Annotated in this window: 17 protein-coding genes; 7 read left to right on the top strand and 10 right to left on the bottom strand. The window is 54.5% G+C overall.

What is annotated here, in order from left to right:
• Window position 1 precedes the first annotated feature (1 nt).
• The 8 genes from AC5DDB_RS13895 to AC5DDB_RS13930 all read right to left on the bottom strand — a co-directional run bounded on the left by AC5DDB_RS13895 (window position 2) and on the right by AC5DDB_RS13930 (window position 10,196).
• Window positions 2-1,045 (bottom strand): ZIP family metal transporter, encoded by a 1,044-nt coding sequence (locus tag AC5DDB_RS13895; RefSeq protein ID WP_491740328.1) that lies wholly within the window; start codon window positions 1,043-1,045, stop codon window positions 2-4.
• 237 nt (window positions 1,046-1,282) lie between these two features.
• Entirely contained in the window at window positions 1,283-2,698 is a 1,416-nt protein-coding gene (locus tag AC5DDB_RS13900) for a hypothetical protein (RefSeq protein WP_491740329.1), read from the bottom strand.
• A 213-nt stretch (window positions 2,699-2,911) separates the two neighbouring features.
• Entirely contained in the window at window positions 2,912-3,985 is a 1,074-nt protein-coding gene (locus AC5DDB_RS13905; RefSeq protein WP_491740330.1) for an AAA family ATPase, read from the bottom strand.
• 124 nt (window positions 3,986-4,109) lie between these two features.
• Window positions 4,110-8,372: an outer membrane protein assembly factor BamB family protein gene (locus AC5DDB_RS13910; RefSeq protein WP_491740331.1), complete on the bottom strand. Its 4,263-nt coding sequence runs from the start codon at window positions 8,370-8,372 to the stop codon at window positions 4,110-4,112.
• 65 nt (window positions 8,373-8,437) lie between these two features.
• Complete coding sequence (locus AC5DDB_RS13915; protein ID WP_491740332.1) at window positions 8,438-8,602, bottom strand: hypothetical protein; 165 nt, start codon at window positions 8,600-8,602, stop codon at window positions 8,438-8,440.
• A 24-nt stretch (window positions 8,603-8,626) separates the two neighbouring features.
• Window positions 8,627-9,424, bottom strand: coding sequence for a hypothetical protein (locus tag AC5DDB_RS13920; RefSeq protein ID WP_491740333.1), 798 nt, complete (start codon window positions 9,422-9,424; stop codon window positions 8,627-8,629).
• Between the two features lie 170 nt (window positions 9,425-9,594).
• Entirely contained in the window at window positions 9,595-9,915 is a 321-nt protein-coding gene (locus AC5DDB_RS13925) for a type II toxin-antitoxin system RelE/ParE family toxin (protein ID WP_491740334.1), read from the bottom strand.
• Window positions 9,912-10,196: a ribbon-helix-helix domain-containing protein gene (locus tag AC5DDB_RS13930; protein WP_491740335.1), complete on the bottom strand. Its 285-nt coding sequence runs from the start codon at window positions 10,194-10,196 to the stop codon at window positions 9,912-9,914. Before AC5DDB_RS13930 ends, AC5DDB_RS13925 begins: the two co-directional genes overlap by 4 nt.
• Window positions 10,197-10,375: 179 nt before the next feature.
• On the opposite strand from AC5DDB_RS13930, the gene AC5DDB_RS13935 reads away from it, so the two are divergent.
• From AC5DDB_RS13935 to plsY, 3 genes are all read left to right on the top strand, one after another.
• Window positions 10,376-12,139, top strand: a complete 1,764-nt coding sequence (locus tag AC5DDB_RS13935) for a proline--tRNA ligase (protein ID WP_491740336.1) — start codon at window positions 10,376-10,378, stop codon at window positions 12,137-12,139.
• A 371-nt stretch (window positions 12,140-12,510) separates the two neighbouring features.
• On the top strand, window positions 12,511-13,302 hold the full coding sequence (locus tag AC5DDB_RS13940; protein WP_491740337.1) for an inositol monophosphatase family protein: 792 nt from the start codon (window positions 12,511-12,513) through the stop codon (window positions 13,300-13,302).
• Between the two features lie 174 nt (window positions 13,303-13,476).
• On the top strand, window positions 13,477-14,232 hold the full coding sequence (plsY, locus tag AC5DDB_RS13945; protein WP_491740338.1) for a glycerol-3-phosphate 1-O-acyltransferase PlsY: 756 nt from the start codon (window positions 13,477-13,479) through the stop codon (window positions 14,230-14,232).
• 84 nt (window positions 14,233-14,316) lie between these two features.
• On the opposite strand, the gene AC5DDB_RS13950 is transcribed toward plsY, so the two are convergent.
• Window positions 14,317-14,631 carry a hypothetical protein gene (locus AC5DDB_RS13950; RefSeq protein WP_491740339.1) on the bottom strand — a complete coding sequence of 105 codons (315 nt, stop codon included), beginning with the start codon at window positions 14,629-14,631 and terminating at the stop codon, window positions 14,317-14,319.
• A gap of 573 nt (window positions 14,632-15,204) precedes the next feature.
• Between AC5DDB_RS13950 and AC5DDB_RS13955 the strand changes: the two genes are divergently transcribed.
• The 4 genes from AC5DDB_RS13955 to AC5DDB_RS13970 all read left to right on the top strand — a co-directional run bounded on the left by AC5DDB_RS13955 (window position 15,205) and on the right by AC5DDB_RS13970 (window position 19,302).
• Window positions 15,205-16,530: an MFS transporter gene (locus AC5DDB_RS13955; protein ID WP_491740340.1), complete on the top strand. Its 1,326-nt coding sequence runs from the start codon at window positions 15,205-15,207 to the stop codon at window positions 16,528-16,530.
• A gap of 176 nt (window positions 16,531-16,706) precedes the next feature.
• Entirely contained in the window at window positions 16,707-16,976 is a 270-nt protein-coding gene (gene rpsN, locus AC5DDB_RS13960; RefSeq protein WP_491740341.1) for a 30S ribosomal protein S14, read from the top strand.
• A 159-nt stretch (window positions 16,977-17,135) separates the two neighbouring features.
• Window positions 17,136-17,807 carry a hypothetical protein gene (locus AC5DDB_RS13965; protein WP_491740342.1) on the top strand — a complete coding sequence of 224 codons (672 nt, stop codon included), beginning with the start codon at window positions 17,136-17,138 and terminating at the stop codon, window positions 17,805-17,807.
• 475 nt (window positions 17,808-18,282) lie between these two features.
• Window positions 18,283-19,302 carry an acyltransferase family protein gene (locus AC5DDB_RS13970; protein WP_491740343.1) on the top strand — a complete coding sequence of 340 codons (1,020 nt, stop codon included), beginning with the start codon at window positions 18,283-18,285 and terminating at the stop codon, window positions 19,300-19,302.
• A 56-nt stretch (window positions 19,303-19,358) separates the two neighbouring features.
• Here the strand turns inward: AC5DDB_RS13970 and polA are convergent, their stop codons facing one another.
• Window positions 19,359-22,055 carry a DNA polymerase I gene (polA, locus tag AC5DDB_RS13975; protein ID WP_491740344.1) on the bottom strand — a complete coding sequence of 899 codons (2,697 nt, stop codon included), beginning with the start codon at window positions 22,053-22,055 and terminating at the stop codon, window positions 19,359-19,361.
• Window positions 22,056-22,391 lie beyond the last annotated feature (336 nt).

A 22,391-nucleotide genomic window follows, 5' to 3' on the forward strand; every position in this document is an offset into this window, starting at 1 on the left:
GTCAATGATGATGACCCGAATGAGCGGAAGGGGATTCACCGGTGTGGTCGTGGGAATGCGTTTGTTCGATGCCCCATGCCAGAGCAACTCCGAATAGCAGAGCGAGCGATAGTCGCACACGGTGATGCGAATGCAGTTCGAGTTCAGGTAGCAAATCCCCCAGCGAAATGCACAGGAACACGCCCGCTGAGAACGCTAACGCACAGCCGATCACGAAATTCTGGTCGGCTTCGAACTGTTGCACACCTGCTAAAAATAGCAATGCCCCCAAGGGGCACATCAACGCAAATGCGATGTTGACGATGGTTCGTGCTCGAGCCGACCAACCGCCGGACTCCATCAAAACGCTGATCGAGACCGCATCGAGGGGCTTGTGCAATACAATTGCAAGAAACGTCCCAACGCCGAATAGCGACGCGAAACCGAAGTTCAAACCCTCTCCATGAGCCGCCTCGGCTTGCACACTTGCGCCGAGAGCTAGTCCGTCGATGAGTGTATGGAGCGACAAACCAAACGCCACACCTAGCCAACTAAATTGATGCGAATGCCCACCATGCGAATGAGCATGCTGGTGTCCCGTCTGCTGAGTGTCTTCCGGATGTTCGCTATGATCGTGGTTACATGCTGGTTCTTCGACGGCTCCGTGATGATGAAAATGAAACATACGGATCAGAAAGAACATCGACAACAACCCCGTCGCAAGCCAAACGGATGTCCGATCTGCTGAACCGGTCAATTCGATCGAATGGGGCCACAAGTGAAAAATTGCGATGCCGAGCATCAATCCGCCGACGGCACTCATCAGCGTTTGCATCCGCACATGAGTCAAACGCATCCACTTGGGTAACATTCCCCCCAACACGGAAGACAACACAATCAAGCTGCAATACCCGCCCAAAAGAATCAACGCGTGCGGAGTCGCGGCGTCCTCGTGCGTAGCGGCTTGGAAATGATCGTGGTGAGGCGAATCGTGTGCAAAGGCGGATTGCAAAGGACCGAATTGGATCAAAGCAACAAATAGCACAACAAACCAGAGCTGTCGCATCTGCAATCTCAGTACAATTGGAGTGTGGACGCAAATATTATTGTACTAGTTTAGCAGTTGTGATGTAGAAAGGTAGGCTCGTCTCGGGCGCGAAGATTGCCTTAACATATCTTCGACGTGTTCCACCGAGTCCAATTGGCTTTTGACCGTCGTGGGTGGAAATCGGGAAACGAAGGTTTCGCCGCGTCCTGCACAGACGCCGAAGACCGCAGTCTGGATTAAGAGCTTCGATGGAGTTTAAAACTCGACGCCGTAGGTTTCCGTGAGATAGCGTCGGATGGTTGCGATGCCATCATCAATAGATTGCCAACTTCGAAATCGTTCGGCACTGTAAGCTTGACGGGTGAGATACGCTGGCGCGGTCGCCTGATTGCTATAACTACCATAGTAGGCTTTGTTGTAGGCGTCTGCTGCAATCACGCGTTCGGATGCCGCACTCGCCGATCGTCGTGCGTTCGCTTGATTTCGCAGCGAACTGCTGACTGTGCCTGCAAAATCCAACAGGTTTTTATCGACGTTCAGAATTGGCAAGTCGTCGATCTTTCTGGCGTAACGCTCGAGCCAAACTTGGTGATAGTGTTGAGACTTGTTGAGCTCTTTTCGCAAATCGTCTAGCAGGGTTTGTAAGTTATTGAAGTAGGCAAGCGATGCTTTGACAGTGGCGTCTTTTGAGTCATCTGGCTTTGTTTGTTCGTTGGATTCCGACAACGGAATTTTCGGAACTTCGAGCAGACTGAAGACTCGTCGGAGTCCGGAATCACTGAGTGCACCGCTAAGAGTCAGGTGATCTGTACTCGATTCGAGTTGCCATCTGTTAAGCGTGTCGACTGAAACGCCGAACTCTTGGAGTCGTTCGATGACGAGTGACTTAGCAATCGAACGGATTGGGTCGACGGGGTGATCGAATGCAATGACTAGTTCGGCTTGTACGGTGTCGGTGAAAGTCAGTGAAAGTTGAACACTTTGGATGGACGACAAGAGATTGGCTACTTGCGGTTTGTTGACCGATGCCGACGCGATGACTTGAGATTCATTGACGATCTGCTGTGCTGCTCCTAGTGAGATGGCGTCAGCGAGATCGAGTGTTAGCACAAACGGAGAGATGCGATTGTTATCGGTGAGAGTGTTCGCAAGCGGAGATGATAACTCGCTAGAAGTGGGGTGGTCATACTTTCGTAAGAGTCGCCCGACGGTTTGCCGATCACCGGGAGCAAGTACTAGTAGGCTGTCGGAATCGAGTTCTGTGATGTAACGCCCTTGGGCAGTGTGTAGGGCGTTGTGGTTTGAGATCGTGTCGATCTCGCCGCCCACTTGACGAGCCAGATTGAGCAAGTCGGGTTGTCGCTGAAGTTGGATTGCAGTTGCTTCCCAGACCGGGCTGAGATTCGACTGCAAGTCAAGATGGGCAACCATTAGCATCTTGCTAGCATCGGGTGGTAGCCAGACGGATTTTTCGATATAGCCTTGTGTCAGCTTTTGACGCCAACCTTGACTCACTGCAATCGGACTTGCGTGAATCGTAGCCACATCGATTAAGACACTCGCGTTGGCCGTTTCAAAAAACAGCTTTTCCCACCCCGCTGGTAAGGAGGCAGCATTGCTAGTCGTGCTGGAAACTAGTAGGACGCTCAACGCGAGAAATCTTACCGTCATATTCGACTACCCTAGACCATGTGACGGTCTTCTGTGTCCGCGGTGGACGTAGTAAAAGCTAGGCTCTCTGACTTCTGCGAGACGGAAGCGTCTATAGCGAGAAGTCGACGACCTTGAAGTTACAGTTGCGAAATCAAGATTGCTATAAAACGGTGTGACTGTGAACTTAATGCGAGGGTTGGGTTAACTTTTGTGTCGTGGTTGTCGAGTCTTCTACGAACCAAAAACTTTGGGGAGTTCGCCGACGGATTTCGCACCCGGAGAGTCGGCCGGTGTAGGAATGACCGCCGTGAGTTTTTCGATGATGGTATCAGCCGTGATACCCTCGGCTTCAGCATTGAAATTCGTGATAATGCGATGACGCAAAACGGGTTTCGCGACCGCCTGAATATCTTCGGTGTTCACGTAGGTGCGTCCTCGCAGCATGGCTCGTGCTTTCGCACCCAGAACGAGATACTGACTCGCCCGCGGACCGGCACCCCAACTGACAAACTGCTCCACAAAGTCCGGTACGCCGCCTTTCTCACGACGGGTCAACCGGGCGAATTGCATGGCATAACGGATAATGTGATCCGCGACAGGCACCCGACGGACGACGTTTTGCAGGGTTGTCACTTCTTCGTAGGACAGAACTTTCTCGACATTGGGTTTCGTGTCGGCGGTCGTCTGACGAACGATTTCGAATTCCTCGTCTTCGGTCGGGTAGTCCACGAGGACTTCGAACATGAAGCGGTCGAGTTGAGCCTCGGGCAGTGGATACGTGCCTTCTTGTTCAATGGGGTTTTGGGTCGCCAAGACAAAGAATGGGTCGGGCAAACGATGTCGTTTTCCCCCGGCTGTGACTTGGTGTTCCTGCATGGCTTCCAAGAGTGCAGCCTGGGTTTTGGGCGGTGTGCGGTTGATTTCGTCGGCCAACAGCACGTTCGCGAATACCGGACCTTCCAGAAATCGAAACTCCCGAACACCGGCGGCCTTGTCTTCTTGGATGACTTCCGTCCCGGTGATGTCGGCCGGCATCAGGTCGGGTGTAAACTGGATGCGGTTGAAGCTCAGGCTGAGTGTGTCGGCAACGGTGCGGACCATCAACGTTTTCGCCAGACCGGGGACGCCCACGAGCAAGCAGTGTCCACCTGCCAGCAGCGAGATCAGTAACTCTTCGACAACTTGCTGTTGGCCGATGATCACTTTGCCCAACTCTCGCGTGATGCGTTCGTAGGCGGCGCCAAGTTTCTGAACGGCTTCCAGGTCGGATGGCGTCTCCGGTTCCGGGTTCTGCTCGTCGTTCATTCTCGATCCTATTTCATGGACAACTTATGTTGGTTTCCATCCATCCTACCGCGTTCGGTCTTGCGGGAATAGGAGAACGCCATCGTGGAGTGCGTCACGATCGATCCGGGAATGCATCGTTCCGTCAGGGGGCGATCGATTCGGTGGCGACCAATTCGGACGCATCGAATCCGCCACTCCAGCCGATAAGTTCGCCGTCATTGTCGGAGACAACATGCCCTAGCGGAGTCATCGACCATCGAACTTGCGAGTCTGGTAGCGACTGTTGAAACTGACCGGTCTCCCCATGCACGAGATGGGTTGCCGACGCGGTCGACCACACGAGCGTGTCACCGAGCTTTCGAAGTTCGGACGTGGCGGTCGTTCCGGTATTCGTTTGCCACCGCGTCTTGCCGTCGCTGAGGGAGAGGCATCGCAGCGAATTAGAAGAGGCGATCCAAAGACGTCCGTCACCAGCGACGGTTTGGCGATTGATATCCGTCAATGGTGGGAATCCGAGGGGGGCGGTCCAGCGGAGGACACCGGAGTGGGGGTCGAGTCGACAGACGGTGTCACCATCGATAAACAAGAGCAACGCGTCGTCAATGAACTGAATTTGGGGTGGCATTCGGGCGTGTGACAACGGACCCGTGTACCGCCATATGGGGCGTTCGTCGTTGATGGTGAATGCGGAGACGTCGTGGTCGATATCGACCACTGCGAACACACGAGGAGAAATCCGCACGGGAGCCGATCGCCAATGAGCCGGTTCCGTCGACATAGAGAGACTCGAAATCGTCTCGCCGGTCGAGGTTTCGAGGATCAAACGGTTAGGCGGATCGATCTGTTGAGCAGCGATGTATGTTTCGTCCGCATAGAAAACGGGGAGCAGCTTTCCTGCAACGGGGTGTTGCCAGGCCAACTCCCCGGTCTCCCAACTGACGGCGGTGATTGCTTCGTCGGAAACCATCAAAACTTGCGGCGGGACAAGTCGGAATTGACGTTCGTGATTGCGGGCCGTCTGGGGGCCGAACCGAAACGTCCAAGCCGTGTCTCCGGTACTCAATTCGAAGGCGGTGAGTTCCGAGTCGGTCGCCACCAGCAGATGACGTCGCCCGTAACCGGCCCAGCGAACCGGTCGCGACCATGCTCGGGACCATCGAGGTTTGCCAACGGTCGAGAGGCAAACGAGTTCGGAACCTTGAAGCAGAATGGAATCCCAACTACTACCGGGGGCAAGACCCACGGGCACGATGACCGTGGAATTTTCTGGCACCGGCAAATGCCAGGATTTTCGCCAAGGCAACGCGAGGGAGCGGTCGGTTTGGAGTTCCGTTGCATAGGGTGGGGCGGAGAGCAGGCTGCGTACAGCTTCCAACGCGGGTCGAGAATTCGGTCCGATTCGGGCAGAGGGAAATTCCTTCGCGAACTTTCGCCAGGTATCCGCGGCGGCGAACCAGAATTTCTGATCCGCGTAGGCTTCCGCTGACTTCTCCAAAGCCGATCGGCGAATTGCAGCGGGAAAGGACGAACGCTGAAGTTCCGCCCAAAGTGAAAACGCAGTTTCGAAGTCACCTTTCTCAGCGGCTTGTTGTGCCGTTTCCATCATGGTTTTCGCTACGACTCCCGCCGCCGGTAGCTCGACAGCTAATCGGTTCAGCCGAGAGTCTTGTCGCCCATCGATCACCGATTTCAGCACGCGACGAGCGAGATCCTCGTAGAACGTCTGGACCTCGGGGCCGTTTTCTTGAAGGAGTCGTTCGATGCGATCGCGGGCATATTTCCATCGTTCGCGGTCGATAATCGTGGGGCCATCTAGGTTATCGAGCACAACCTGTTGGTAAAGCGTGATTGCTCGTTTGGGATCGGTCGATTCGATCAATTCCGCCAACTGTTTTCGATACTCGCTCCGTTCCGTTCGAGAGAATGTCAGTTGCAAGATGTCTTCGAGAAGTGCGATGGCATCGTCGGTGCGGTTTTCCTGAATGGCGGTTGCAATGAGGGGTTTCAACGCGAGTCGACGACGGTCGCGTGCGACGGATAATAACGCCTGTCGACCGAAGCGATCGCTTGACTTGGCGAACTGCATGACCTTCTGGAAGCCGGTTGCAGCGGCTTGAAAGTTCTGATCGAGTGACTCGGCCGTTGCCAGTTGAAACCAGGCGTGGGCCGATTCCGGGTTTTCGGCCAATGCTTTTTCGGCTTCGTCTTTGATACGCCCCACGTTCGCATACGCAACTAACCGCAGCGACTCCGCCACCAACAACGTATCACCCGCAATCGTCAAGTTCCCGCCGTTTCCGCCGCGTTGTCTCAGGGAAATTGGTTGACCAACCGGTCGTCCTGTGCGGGTGTCGAGTTGCTCGATGGTGTCGTGTGTCGGGCGATAGACGATATGACCGCCGATCACGCCACGACCGGTCGTTTGAGGGGCATTGATGCGAGGGACTCGTGGGTAGATGATTCGTCCCGTCTGTCGATCGAGACCCCAAATATGTCGGCCACTGAGAATCACGCGATCGTCGGTCACCCCAAGCAGGAATAGAATCTGGTCTTGCTCGGGACGGATGCGTTGCGACCACTGCACCACACCCGTGTCGGCGTTGATTGCCATGACGTGATGCGAATCGCTGGGGGCGGCGAAAATCGAACCGTCATGAAACACACACGGCGTCACACCGATCTTTTCTGGGTCGTTGAATCGGCTCGCATTTTCGTTGGCTTGCGACTCATATGTCACCACCCACTGCATCCGACCGTCTTCCGCGTTCAGTGCGGCGATGGCTCCCATTTCCGTCGAGCAGAACACGGTGTTCTCGGCGACAGTCAGCAAGTTGTGACTGGCGTAATTTTGACGCTCGTTGAGGTTGAAGATTGCTGCACCAATCGTTCGGGACCAAAGTAGTGTCGCGGTTTCGGCGTCGAAGCAAACGACTCGAATCTCGGTTTGCGGTCGGCTGCGACGCATCGTCACGAACACGCGACCATTTTCGACAATCGGCGAGCCCTCGAACAGCCAACGTCCGCCGACATCCTTGTCATCGGGCGTGCGGACTTCGCTAGCATTCACGAGCCATACCAGCGGCTCCCGAGCATTGGGCTGAGCCAATCGGGCGAGATCCAGACAGATGATGCGGTTGTCGACATCTTGAACCGAGTTGGATTTCTGACTGGTGATCGGCGAACCCATTTTGGCGTACACACGGTTCTCGGCTACGGTGAGAGTGAACCGCGGGATGCCGACAATTTCCGCCGGCGGACCGACGTTCGGGATGGTTTCGCCGGTGGGATAGATGCGGGCCTGCGCGAGCGTGTCGGGGTCGTTCGGGTCGAGCGGCCATTTCGCTTGGCCGGTTTCTAAGTCGAAGGCATAAATGTGCTCGGAATCACACGCGAGCACGGCGTCACCCGCGACCACCGGGTAATACATCCGTGGCCAACGAAACTCACCCGGCCGGGGCGTAATCAGAGAGAAATCGTTCATGGGCCATTCCGGGGTCGACCACAATTCCGCCCCGACATCGACCGGTTTCTCGAACACTGTGTTTCGTTGCGAATTCTTGGCGAACGAATGGGACTCAAACCCTGTGTGAATCGTTGGCCAACTCTCCGCCGCTTTGATGACTTCCGTGAGAATCTCCGTGAGGTTGCCCTCGCGTCCAGCGAGATATCCTGTCGCTTGTGGATGAGTGGTTTCAAAGACCGCAAGCTCGGCACGCGCCTGCTCCAATCGACCTTCCATGATGCTGCACAGGATCAAGCGTGCCAGGATCTCTGCCTGCGGCAAATCGGTGTCGGGGTAGCGACGCACGGGTAACGGTTGCCCAACGGGAACTTGCGGGACATGAGCCGGCAACGGAAGAATCTGCTCCCAATAATCCCGAGCGGCGGCCGGTTCCCCGCGATTCCAGGCGATTTCGCCGAGGTGAAGCAACGCATCGTCGCCATAACTACTGACGAAGGCACGGTCGATCACTTTCGAGAGTAACTCGGCGTCATCTTGATCGCGACCGGCTTCGAACCATCGCTGGGCTTGGGCATCCATCCGGTTTCGGTAGACGGCCAACCCGGCAGGGGGAAAGTTCGCCAACATCAAGTCGGCGTATGTTTCCACGGTGACATAGCGGCCAAATCGCACCGGCACGAGACTTTCCGGTTTCTCGGCCTGAATTTGACGGAGTTTTTCGATTGCGTCGGACCATTGTCCGTCACGCAGGAAATCTTCGACCGCTCCCATTTGCTTGACGATCGTCAACTCGGTGTCGAGGACGATCCGCTCTTGGAAGGGTGGCTGAGTCGCGGGTTGTGCGAAGAGGGCAGCTGTCGTGCTGAATGAGACGATTGAGGATAGAAGATAGAGGATGGCATTCCGGGAAAACCGACTGTTACGCCATCCTCGATTCGCCATCTTCCATCCTCACATCGGAAAGCGGTGAGATTTGAATTCATCGAGCGAGTCTCGGAATGAAATCATTACGACTCTCGCAACTTCGTTCCGATCGCGAACACCACCATACCGACCAATAATAAGGACGGCATCCAAACCAGGCGGAACCCGAAATTCAACTGCCATAAGATTAGCAGAGGCAGAAAAACGAGAACCAGAAATTGCAAAGCCAGGCCAATGTGGTGTCGCATCGGAATTTCGTACTCGATGGTCAATTACTTTTGAAAGATCGACGCGGGGACTTCGATCTTGCCCAGGTCTTCGCTTTCGTCGGAGAAGACTTCGACGTTCAACGCGTCTTGGACATCCGGAACTTTGCGGTCAATGTAACCAACGCGTTCGTGCCAAACGATGAAGTCGTATTCGCCTTCCGGAAGATCCTTGATCTCGAATTTTCCGTCTTTATCGGTCACAGCGAAGTAGGGGTGATCGAGCACGACCCAGTAGGCCGTCATGTGCGGATGCAGGTCGCAGTTGACCTTCACGGGCAGGAATTCCGATTGATCGTAATCGATTTTCACACCTTCCCGGTTGCCAGGACGGATGGTGAAGTTCTCTTCTTTGTTCTTGAAGGGGTGCGTGTGCGTGTTGTGCGGGACGGGATCGTCCGATTTCACAACCACAGTCTGCCCGGTACGAACCGAAAGAATATGCGGCATGAAGACACAGTTCTTTTGGTCGAACACAACTTCCTTGTTGCCGTCTGCGACTTCTTCCAACTTCGGATGGATATCGTCCACGCTACGCAAGTAGATCACGACGTTCGCGATCCCCTTGCTCTTTTCGTCGATCAACAGCGAGTTATCGACATGTTCTTCCGAAGCACAGACCTGTGGGTCTTTGATTTTCGGATCATCTTTCTTGACGAGAATTTCCGGGGCCGGGATGGCACCGGTAGCCACAATTTGGCCGGAAATCGTGCCGTAACCTTCTTCGGCGACCGCAGTTAGCGGAGCAGCGGCGAACAGAGCGACACAGCACACGGGGACAAGTCGACGGAATGCGACAATCATCTTGCACCTTTTCGTTCGAGGATAGGGAAAAGCCTGCGAAAGGAATCCGCAGACGGCAGGATTTCAAATCCAGGTTATTCTAGACCATTCGGGCAGGTCGGCCGCCGATATCGGAGACCGTTATCTAGATTAACCACTCGTCGGGGGAAATGCGAACGGATCGTAAAAAATCACGAATTCGGCTCGGTTTCCGAAAACACACCGGGAAGATCTCGTGATCCATGAAGTACACGGACGACCTCGATCGAAAACTCGGCTTCGTCCACGGTTCGGTAAAAAATGATGTACCGATCAACCGCGAGACAACGCAAGCCGGCGTGGAGATCATCTCGCTTCGAACCGATCCCGGGTTGAGCGCCCAGCAAGGGGAAGCGGTCAAGAATTGCATCAACCTGTCGAACTGCAGCTTCCGGGTTGTATTGGGCAATATACGCGCCGATCTCGACAAGATCGTCTTCCGCAACGGAAGAAACCCGGTACGCTTCGCTCATTCTTTGCAGGACACTTGGTTATCACCGCGTTGGATACGCTGTCGGATTTCACTCCGAAATTGCGAGTGCTCTTCGGGAGTGGCGATGTTTCGTGCATGACCCTCGTCGAGTTGATCCAAGCCAACCTGGAGATCGCGTCGAAGCTGGTCCTTGAGCGCAGACTGCTCACGATGCCAGTGAAGTGCCTCGGCAATCAGATCGTCAAGCGAATGGTATTGTCCGGTTGCCAACGCAGCCTGTACATAGGCTTCCAGCTCTGGAGTCATTTCGATTTGATGCATGCAGACATATTATCCGAAAGTTCAGGGATTGTCACGAAGAAGATCGCGTCCGCGGGCATGCTCCACATTCCGGGGAGATTCCGCTAAAATCCGCCCCGCCGGAATAGACTGACCGCTGATTCCTGGCACCAGACCGCTGTGTCCCGACTCTTGATTCCCGAACTCGGAAGGATTCCGCCGTGCGTTGGTCGCAAACTTTGATTCCGACAATGAAGGAAATTCCCGCCGACGCGGAGGTTCCGTCACATCAACTGATGCTACGTGCCGGTCTGATTCGGCAATTGATGGCGGGGGCATACACATATTTGCCGTTGGGTTATCGGGCGTTGCGGAAGGCGGAGGCGATCGTCCGCGAGGAAATGGACCGGACCGGGGCGGTCGAATTGCATATGCCGGCATTGCAACCGATCGATTTGTTCGAACGCACTGGCCGACTGTCAGCGTTCGGCAATGTGCTGATCAACTTCGAGATTCCCCGGCGGGACCACAAGGTGCATTTAGCACTCGGACCGACACACGAGGAAGTGGTGACGGACTTAATGTCCCGCCAGATCAGCAGTTATCGCCAATTGCCGATCACGGTTTATCAGATTCAAACGAAGTTTCGCAACGAGGAACGCCCACGGTTCGGCGTCTTGCGGACGAGCGAATTCTTGATGAAAGATGCGTACAGTTTCTCGGCGAATGTCGAGCAACTGAACGATATCTACGATCGAACTTACAACGCATATTGCCGAATTTTTGCACGGTGTGGCTTGGAATATTTGCCGGTCGAAGCGGAAAGCGGACCGATCGGTGGCGATGCGTCGCATGAGTTCATGATTCCCGCAGAGAATGGCGAAGACGAAATCGTTCGCTGTCCCACCTGCAACTACGCCGCCAACTTGGAGCGAGCGGACACCGGGCGAACGGCTCCGAGCATTGTGGAACCTGTCGACGCCCCGCCGATCGAGAAAGTCGATACCCCTGGTGCAAGCAGTATCGAACAGGTGTCGAACATGATGGGCGTCTCGCCGGAACAACTGGTGAAAACGCTGATCTACATGGCTGACGACGAACCGGTCGGCGTGTTGTTGCGGGGTGATCATGACGCGAACGAAGGCAAGATTCGCCGGGCACTTGCGGCCGATAGCGTCGAATTGGCTGACCCACAGACGATTGAAAAGGTCACCGGGGCACCGGTCGGGTTTGCTGGGCCGGTCGGTCTAAAATGCCGGATCATCGCCGATCACGATGTGCCGCAAGTCGTCAGTGCGATTACCGGTGCGAATGCCGCGGATGCTCATTACAAGCACGTCACAATCGGTCGGGATTACAAACTGGAGTCGACATTCGATCTCCGCAATGCGGCTCCCGGTGATCCGTGCCCGCGTTGCCAGGAATCCGGTCAGGACGGCGTGTTGGCCACAGTTCGCGGCATCGAAGTCGGTCACGTCTTCAAACTTGGTACCAAGTACAGTGAAGCGTTGGATGCCACTTTTGTCGACGAAAAAGAGAAAAGCCATCCGATAATCATGGGCTGCTACGGCATCGGCGTGAACCGCATCATCGCCGGGTTGGCGGAGACCTGTCACGACGAAAACGGTTTGATTTGGCCGCTCGCGGTGGCTCCGTATTCGGTTCTCGTCATTCCGCTGAACGTGAGCGATACCGAAGTGATGGATGTCGCCAACCGCTATTACGACGAACTCACCGCCGCTGGTGTAGACGTGCTCTTCGACGATCGCGATCAACGCCCCGGCTTCAAGTTCAAAGACGCCGACCTGATTGGCATTCCTTTGCGAGTCGTCATCGGTGGCAAAGGACTGAAGAACGGCGAAGTCGAAATCAAATGGCGTACCGACGACGGACCCACAAAAGTCCCCGTCGCCGACGGAATCGCCAAAGTCCAAGAGTTTTTAAACGAACGCCGCGAGCAAGAACTCGCAAAAGTTCCGAGCTAAATATGAGATTCGTCACTAGGGTGCCACGGCTCTGTGAGCCGTGTAATCCGCGTTGGTGACACGGTCCCGTTGCGAAAGGTTGAGCGATGCCACGCCGAACCAAATTCCGCAAACGGCGAGTGGCTATCAACGAACCGGGGCACGCCCACTTTCTGACATTTTCGTGTTGGCAACGAAAGCCATCCATGCCAATCCCGTCCGACGTGGACTTGTCGAGCGACCAACGGATTGGATTTGGTCCAGCGCTCGTGCTTTTGCGGGAATAGCGGAAACACCATTGGTCACTGATCCCGTCGATTTACACTGATATTTGAGTATCGCTTGGCACGGCTCACAGAGCCGTGGCACCCTTGAAATTGGAATTTGGTTTTATGCACGAGATGGATATCGCGAAGCGGGCGGCGGTGGCGGGTGGGGAGATTGCTCGTCACTATTACTCCGCCGGTGTGGAGATGGAAAGCAAAGCGGGGGAGGGTTCCTATAACTTGGTATCCCGCGCCGACCGTGAAGCGGAACGGGCAATTGTGGACGTGATTCGCGAGGCGTTTCCGTCGCATTCGATCTTGGGTGAAGAAGAAAACGACGTTTCAGATTTGTCGACCGAGCATCTCTGGATTGTCGACCCGATCGATGGCACCAACAATTTTGCCCATCATGTCCCGCATTTCGCGGTATCGATTGCGTATTGGCACCATGGGAAACCAACTTGCGGCGTGGTTTACAACCCGATTCGCGATGACTGGTTCGAAGCGATTCAGGGACTAGGAGCGACAGCCAACGGCCAACCGGCTCGTGTCAGCCAGGAAGAACGGTTGGACGAAACCTTCATCGGGCTGGGTTTCTATTACGATCGTGGTGCGATGATGGAGGCCACCCTGAACGCCATGCGGGATTTCTTCGGCGAGCAAGTCCATGGCATTCGACGGTTTGGAACGGCTTCGCTCGACTTGTGCTTCGTGGGCACGGGGGCGTATGCGGCGTACTTTGAGTACGAACTCTCGCCATGGGATTTCGCAGCTGGGCGGTTGTTCGTGGAGGAAGCCGGCGGCATGGTGACGACCGGACGTGGCGAACCGTTGCCGTTAGGAAAGTCGAGTTTGCTGGCTTCGAACGCGAAACTTCATGAAGCTGCTTTGCGAATTGTCGCCAAGCATCATCCTTGACCAAACCGGAATAGCCAACCGTTTCGGGACGTGATGAATCGGATTTCCCTGATCCGCAGTTGCGGTTTGTTCGTAATCTACGATACAGTGCGGCCATTCACCACTGTTCGAATTAGTCATCGCGACCACTTCGAGCGGTGACCAATCCCTCAATCAACGTCCGAGTTCATTTGCATGAGCAACTCTCTTTGTGCGATCTTGGCAGCGCTTGCCGCGTACATGGTTGGCTCACTCCCGTTCGGCTATTTGATTGCGAAGTTCCGTGCCGGAATTGATATTCGCGATCATGGGAGTGGCAATATCGGGGCGACGAACGTTGCCCGGGTTCTTGGAGTGCGTTGGGGCATCGGCGTGATGGTCCTCGATGGACTCAAAGGTCTGCTGCCCACCTTGTTAGTGCCGCAATTGTTCTTCGCAACCACGAACCCTTGGTTCCCTCATGTCCGGGTTCTTTGCGGAGTTGCGACGGTGATCGGGCACATGTTCCCGGTTTACTTACGGTTCCGTGGCGGTAAAGGTGTTGCGACTTCTTTGGGAGTCATTACCGTTTTGTCTCCCTGGGCCACGTTGGTGGCGTTTGTGTCTTACCTGGTTGCATTTGCGGCGTTCCGCATTGGATCGGTCGCTTCGCTGAGTGGAGCGTTGGCGTTTGTCATCGCTCACTTTGTCCGTACCCCCAGCCCGTTTTCGCTGTCGGAATGGAGCCTGACCACATTTGCCATGTTGGTGCCGTTGCTGATTTTTGTCCGTCACCGGTCCAACATCGGGCGAATTCTGCGAGGCGAAGAACCACGTTTTCAGTTTGGACGCTCGCGATCCGAACAACCGGCAACCGATCGATTTCGTTCCGCGGTAGAAGGTCAACGTCGGCAAGAAACCGGCAAAGACAACCCCAATCGCGACCAAGACCAAGATCGCGAAACCGTCTGACGATCAATATTCACCACCACAACGCAAGAAAGCCGCCGAATGTTCGTTCGGCGGCTTTCTTTTTGTCTGCAGTTTATGGAGTTGCTAGCAGACCTCAATCGCGTTAGTCAAAGCGACCCGGTTTGGGCCGGAATCGCTTTGGGGATCAACCACATCCAACGCAGCATGAGTCGCCAACTGTTTGGTGTAGTAAGTATTCGTGCGACCAGTCAGGACCAGTCCACCGGATGTCATGTCCACACGCAGATCGCGAACGCCGCCATTTGTTCGCTGGTGGACCACACACGTGATCGAATCGATCATGGTGGTGTCTCCATTCTTAGGAGACGGTTGAGGGGACGGAGCTGCCAGACTGGCGGAAACAGCGGACGGCAACTCGGAACAGGCACGCAGGGTCATTCGTAATCCTCCCTGGTCAACGAATCCGACGGTGAATGGACTGAAACACTATGTTTCAATCGACGGCCGGAAAAAATTTGGGGATGGAGAACAACTACCTCGCTCGATCGGCGGCGGCATAGCCGTAAGAGGTACGGCTGATTTGCATTCTGGGATTGCAGGGCATCCGTTGCCATCGGTCGATTGAGTTCGTCGATCTAATTTGGTGGGGTGAAATCTCTCATTCGAGCCTGTGAGAATGATGTGATACAAACATTCGGATAAATAGCTCTCAAAATCGACTATCCTTCGTTTACTCTATTGATCCGGCGTTTAGTGGTCAAACGGATTAGACAGTTTTGATTCGAAATTTCCAGAAATTTCGCAGAGTCTCCATCAACTCCGGCGTGGGTTTAGGGAGATCCCCGGTCACAAATCGGTCCGGCAGGGGGAGTCTCGGAGCTTTGTCTCGAACTCGCATTCGATTGTGTCCGACCGGGGGACGGCTTAGGATGGTCTCGCCCGTTGATTCGGGTCATTTCGGACGGAGTCTTCCTCGTTTTCCTGCAACTCCAGCACGAGTCAACCTTCACCATGAGCGAACCCGGCGATCTCCCTGTACCCCAACGGCCTTGGTATCACGGCGTGACTCGTTACCAATGGCTCGTCCTCTTGATCGCCTCGCTCGGGTGGGTGTTCGATATCTTCGAAGGGCAGATCTTCGTCGCCAGCATGAACGACGCCATGCCCGAACTCGTGCCCGCTGGGGCGGAGAAAGGAGACATCGAGTACTACAAAATGGTCACGCTGGCCTGCTTCTTGTTGGGTGGGGCGTTGGGCGGTGTGTTCTTTGGTGTGGTCAGCGACCGAATCGGCCGTTCCCGAACGATGATTCTGACCATCCTCGTCTATTCGCTATTTACGTGTTTGTCGGCGTTTTCGCAGACTTGGCAGCACATGGCGATCTTTCGGTTCCTGGTTGCAATGGGGGTCGGCGGCGAATGGGCTGTAGCCAGTGCGATGGTGGCCGAAGTTTTCCCCAAAGAAGCACGTGCACGGTCGCTGGGAATCTTTCATGCATCCAGCGTGTTGGGGACTTATCTTGCGGTCGCCGTCGGAGCGTTCGTGTTGCCGTACATGAGTTGGCGGTGGGGATTCGCACTCGGGGCATTGCCGGCATTACTAACAATTTGGATTCGTATCAGTCTCAAAGAGCCGGACGATTGGCAAGCCGCTCGGGAGAAATCACAGACTGACTCCCAGAAGAAGATGGGCAATATCTGGGAGTTGTTCCGTCCGCCATTGCTGAAGCCCACATTGGTGGGCATCGGTTTGGGGACCGTCGGATTAGCCACGTTCTGGGGAGCACACATCTTCGGCAAGAACCTCATGGAGGAAGCCGCCGTTCGCGAAATCGCGACTCTTTCCGATGCTTCGAAACAACAGTGGAACATGGTCGGGATGTTCTTAGTCACAACCGGTGGCGGGTTGGGTTTGCTCACATTTGGTCCGCTTTCGGAGCGGATCGGTCGTCGCGGTGCCTTCTTGCTTTTTCATATTGCAGCATTTGTAGCGGCTGTCGCCACATTCCAGATGGAATGGACTCAGACCCAACTGTACGTGGTGCTGCCGATCTTCGGCTACATGACGCTCGGCATGCACGCCGGTTATGCGGTGTACTTTCCCGAGCTGTTCCCGACCCGTGTGCGAGGCAGTGGAGCGGGCATCTGCTTCAACTTGGCCCGCCTCGCGGTATTCTTGGTCCTATTGGTGAACGGCTGGATGGTTCGCAGCGAAGCCGAAGGCGGCCTCAACATGACCCGAGCCAACGCATCCACCTGGTTCGCCGGTCTGTTCCTCATCGGCGTCGTCCTACTCCTCTTCGCCCCCGAAACCAAAGGCCAAGATTTGCCAGAATGATCAAACTCAAGTGACACTCCCAGATTTACACTCGGGTGGCACGCCCAGACCAAAGGATGGGCGTGGGGAACGGCTGCGAAATTTGGTGATTCCCTTTTCAAGGGGTTCGTAATTCACTATCATGCCCCGCTTGGAATTCACTTGATTCGAAAATTTCTCCAACCTGTTTGAATCTGATGGCGTCAAAAGCAAAGATCGAAAAGCAAAAACGCAACGCACGTTTGGTTCAGAAGTACGCTGAAAAGCGGAAGCAACTCAAAGAAGAGGGCGATTGGGCCGCTCTCGATGCGTTGCCTCGGAACTCCAGCGCGACGCGGTTGCGTCGGTTGTGTGCACTGACCGGTCGTCCACGTGGCGTGTACCGGAAGTTCCAAATCTCACGGATTATGCTCCGTGACATGGCTCTTGACGGCTTGATCCCTGGCATGAAAAAAGCCAGCTGGTAATCGGCTCGTTTTAAGAACCCAAGTTGATTGAAAGCCCGCGAATCGTGCGGGCTTTCTTCGCGCGCCTCGCGCAACGAACTCGGGGTGAAGTGCCCGGCTACCGTCAAAATGGCCGAGCGTCTTCGTTTCCCATGCCGAGTTCGGATCGAGGTGTCTTGGATGAACATTCCTTCCGTCTTTTACCCCCAGCAATCGAGTATTCCCGTTACAGACCTGGAACCGGGTGACATTCTCGCCTGTTGGGGGACTGACTGGGTCGCACGATTTGTCTCGCTAATGACCAGTCATCCGTTGGCCCCCCGCAATCTGAAATGGGCACCGTCGCACGTTGCGATTGTTTGCGATGTTCCTGAACACGGGAAATTGTGGGTGGAATCGACGACACTCTGTCGCACCCCCTGTGTGATTTCCGGCCAACTCAAACATGGTTTGCAAGCCCACCGTCCGTTTGATCGATTACGCGATTACACTGAGACGGGCGGGCGGGTTCATGTGTATCGGCTGTCACCGATTGATCGACTGACGGAAGTCGAGTCGGTGCAGCTGACGAGCATTCTCATCGACGGATTCGTCAACCGTGGACTCGGCTACGACTACGGCGGGGCACTGATCAGCGGCACACGCTTCATCCGGTTGCTCGACGGTGTGTTGCTTCGCCGCTTCCGCGATTTGCACGAAGTCTTCTGTTCCGAATTGATTGCTGCCACGCTCCAACGATTATGTCGCCTCAACCGCGAAGACCCCACCCGGTTCAACCCCGGCCGCCTTGTCCGACGTTTGATCCACGAAGGCACGTATTGTCACGCCGGTGCTCTGATCGGCGAGGAATAATCTTGCCATGTATACCGATCTTCAATGGGATACGTGTCAGTTTTCGCCCGGAGTGCTCAAGCTCGGACATGCTAGGGTATTGACTGATCAAAGGTGATCTAGTGTCGATTGTGGTATTTGGTAAAACACGTCGCATCGAAGAAGTCCGCTTGCCAGCTGACTTTTTTGCAATGACATGGCAGAGTTCAAGAAAGCCCTGCGTTGACGCCAAGAAAATTCCTTTCATGGCGTCGCATTGACACCGCATCCCCGTCTTTCGGTCTGTAATGGGCTTGAAGAAACGTTTGTTCTCCATTCTCAATCCAACAGAAACCACTTTGTCCAAAAGCCAATTACCTACGGCTTGAAGAAGTTACACGAGTTTTGCCTAGCAGTGTTCGTCATCAATCACGGACATAGGATTCGTGACCATGCGAAGAAACTCAAAGGTTTCAGCCGTCCGTAAGAGACTAACGGATTCCCATGAGCAGACGTAATGAGAAACACGACTTTCGATGCTCTTAAGGGCCTGCTGATTGTTCTTGTCGTGCTCGGCCATGTGTTGCTCGGCACGCTTGAAGAGAACACCGCACGCCAAGTGATCTACTTCTTTCATATGCCATTGTTCTTGGCTGTGACCGGCTGTTTTGTTCGACCAAAAGTGTTGCGACAGAATAGCCAAGTGATCATGCAAAAGTATTTTTGGCGGCTTATATTGCCATACCTCGTGGCATTCTCAATTTTTACGACACTATTTTGGTTGTTCGGCTCTCAAAGTGAACCGATTGACAGCCATCAGGTTCTACAGTCGATTCTGTACCCCTATTTCCACCTCTGGTATGTGCCGGCTGTCATACTTTTTGTGTTCTATACCAAAACGCTGTTGAGTCTAAATTCAAGGCTCATCAACGGGTTAGTGGCCATTTCAGCTTTAGGACTGGCAGTTCTTTTTGAAATGTATAAAACGCAAATACTTGATCCAGAAAATCTTAGCTTATGGGGAGACAAGAGGTACTACTGTTATTACTACTACTTCCTTCTCGGATACTTCATGCAGTCTCAAACTGTCAACAATAAGTCTGCAGCCTCTCTGGTACTAGCGATTCCTTTCTTGATGCTTCTTTATTATTCGTCCGAAGTCACTGTGGTTGCATGTTTATGTCAAGTGGTTGTGAACTCAGTGACGATCGCACTTACAATCACGCTTTGTGATCGGCTTAACTCGGAAGAATCCAATATTCTGTCGCGACTTGGTCAACTTTCTTTGCCAATTTACTTATGGCACATGTTGCCCTTGCTAGTTGTCAGAAAGCTGTTTGCAAACAATCTGCCTGCCTACTATTTCTTATCGATTAGTACTTGCTGTGTGTTTGTGACACTCGTCGCATACTTTGAGAATCGTAATCGGCTTCTAAACTCTCTGGTTTATGGCACACAAGCGTCTATAGTACTCCCCGCCGATCAAGATAGCTCTGACATTCGAGCGGAAGAATCCCAGACTCGGAGTGCCGCTTAACTCCTTTCATATCCTGATGGCTTAACTTCCTGGCCAACAATGTCAATAAACGTTTGTTAATCCGCATCAAGCCAATTCTTGCCGGCTTTGACATCGACGACTAACGGCACACGGAGTTCGATCGCTTGCATCATTTCCGTGCGGACGATTTCAACGAGCGAATCCACGGCATCGGCGGGGGATTCGAAGATGAGTTCGTCGTGGATTTGCAGCAGCATTCGGGCGGGGTGTTGTTCTGTAGCAAGTCGATTGTGAATGGCGATCATAGCCTTCTTGATCATGTCCGCCGCCGAACCTTGAATGACCGTGTTGATGGCGGTTCGCTCGGAGACATTTCGCAGTCGCCCCGATATGCGACGAATTCCCTCAATGCGTCGACGTCGGCCGAGAATCGTTTTCGCATAGCCGGTTCGTTGGACTTCTTCGAGAATGTGCTCCATGTGCTTTTCGACGCCGGGGTACTTGTCGAAGTAGCTGTCGATGAAGATTTGAGCTTCGTCTTTGGGAATGCGTAACGCTGCCGACAGCCCGAACGAACTCTGTCCATAGAGCACGCCGAAGTTCACACCCTTGGCAACGCGACGCATGTTGGAATCGACTTCGTCGAGACCGACGCCGAAGATTTCCGCAGCGACGGCGGTGTGAATGTCGAGACCCTCGGCGAAGGTCTTTGTCATGGCTGGGTCATCGCTGAAGTGGGCGAGGACACGCAGTTCGATCTGCGAGTAATCGGCACACACAAGTTGCCAATCCGGTTCGGACGGCACGAACGCCCGGCGGACTCGGCGACCTTCTTCAGTGCGGATCGGGATGTTTTGCAGGTTCGGATCGCTGGAACTCAGTCGGCCGGTTGCTGCCACGACTTGGTTAAACGAGGTGTGAATGTTGCCGGTCGTGGGGTTGACCAACTCGGGCAGGGCATCGAGGTAGGTGCCTTTGAGTTTCGCAAGTTGCCGGTGCTCAATGATCAACGCCGGCAAGTCGTGCTGGATGGCGAGCTCTTCAAGCACATCCGCACTGGTACTCGGGCCGGTTTTGGTTTTCTTGAGTACCGGCAGCCCGATTTCGTCGAAAAGCACGACCGATAGTTGCTTTGGCGAGGCGATATTGAACTCGCGGCCGGCATGCGAATAGATCTCTTGTTCGAGTTCGTCGAGTCGTGTGGTGAGTTCATCACTTTGTCGCTGAAGTTCCGCAACATCGACACGCACGCCATGAAATTCCATCTGGGCAAGCACCGGAATCAACGGGCATTCCAGGGTGTCGTACAGCTCGTGTAGTTCTTCTTCGTGAAGTGCATCGGAAATGTGTCCCGCCAACTGCCACGCGATGTCGGCGTCTTCGCTGGCGTACTCGGCGACTTTCTTGATGTCGACGTCGGCCATCGATTTTTGGTTCTTGCCGGTGCCGATGAGTTCGGATATCGAGATCATTTGGCGATTCAGATACCGCGACGCGAGTGCATCCAAACCGTGGCTGCGAGCACCGGCATCTAGAAGGTAATCCCCCACCATGGGGTCGACACCAATCCCGCGAATCTCGATGCCGATTCGCTTCAACACGAGCATGTCGTATTTAATATTCTGATTGACGATTTCAATGGCGGGGTCTTCCAGCAACGGTTGCAGACTTTCTGCGACGGTTTGCGGATCGAGTTTGGCCTGGCCGTCGGGACCGTTGACCGGAATGTACCAACCCGTGCCGGTCTCCCAACTAAGTGCCCAACCAACGATGTCCGCCTGCATCGCGTCTAGGCCGGTCGTTTCCAGGTCGACACAGAACTTTTTCTGCTTACGCAGTTGCTTCAGGAATTTCTCCCACTTGGCGGGTGTGTCGACGGTCTCCCAGTTTCGATCGGATTCTTCGGGGAAAAGCGATGGTTGCGATCTGGACTTGGGCAGCTTGCGGATTTCTTCGGCAAACCGTTTGAACGATAGACGTTCGAACAACGGAAGTAGACGTTCTCGATCGGGCTGCCCGACACGGGCGGCGCTCCAGTCAAAATCGAGCGGAAGTTGCGTATTGAGCGTGACGAGTTCGCGACTCATCAGTGCTTGGTCGCGGAACTCTTGAAGGTTGTTCGAGACCGCTTTGCCTTTGACATTCGCAGCGTTCTCGAGGACGGCGTCGAGTGTTCCATATTCTTTGAGGAGATTGGTCGCGGTTTTCGGGCCGACCTTGGGGACACCGGGCACATTGTCAACGCTGTCTCCCACGAGCGATTGGAAGTCGATCACCTGATCCGGGCGGATTCCCCAGGTGTCCATCAGGGCGGCTTCGTCGAAAAACTCGCGTTTCCGGATGTTGTACATCTGCACGTGGGGGCCAAGGAGCTGACGATGGTCTTTGTCGCTGGAAACGATCCGCACTTCCATACCGTCCTCGACGGCTTGCCGGGCAAGTGTGGCAATCACGTCGTCCGCTTCCCAACCGGCGTGGTAGAACAGCGGGACATTCATGGCCTCGATCAATTCCCGAATGATGGGCACCTGGGGTTGCAAGTCCGCCGGCATTTCGGCTCGGTTCGCTTTGTAGTCCGCGAAGATTTCTTTCCGCGTGCCAGGTTCGTCCGATTCGAACGCACAAATCAGGTGAGACGGGGCAATTTCCTCGATGAGATGCTTCAAATCCCGTGTAAACCCGAAAACCGCGTTTGTCGGCAAACCGTCCGACCCGGTCATCGGCTGCCGAATGGCGTGGAAGACTTGAAACATCAGTGAAAACGTGTCGACGAGGTAAACGGTATCAGGCATGGAGACGTTCGATTTCAATTCGTGACCGATCGGCGAAAAAATGGTGTAGCGGTTGCATTATGGAAACACCGAACCCGTCTGACCAGCCGACAAAAAACGCGTGCGCAGAGCGTTGTGACGGTTGAACTTATCGAACGGGATCGAATCTCAATCGGCGATTGGTTCGACGTAGATTCTACTTGACTGGCGTTTTCTGGCATCTAAACTGAGATAGAGGCCTCGTCAGAGTTCTGCATTATCTTGCGCAATTCCCTGCGGTCTCGAGCATTCTTGCCGAAGACCCGTGGTGCTTACGCCACGTTTTTCGAAGTCAACCGCCCCATGAGTCCACCCGTC

The organism is Thalassoroseus sp. (assembly GCF_984380535.1).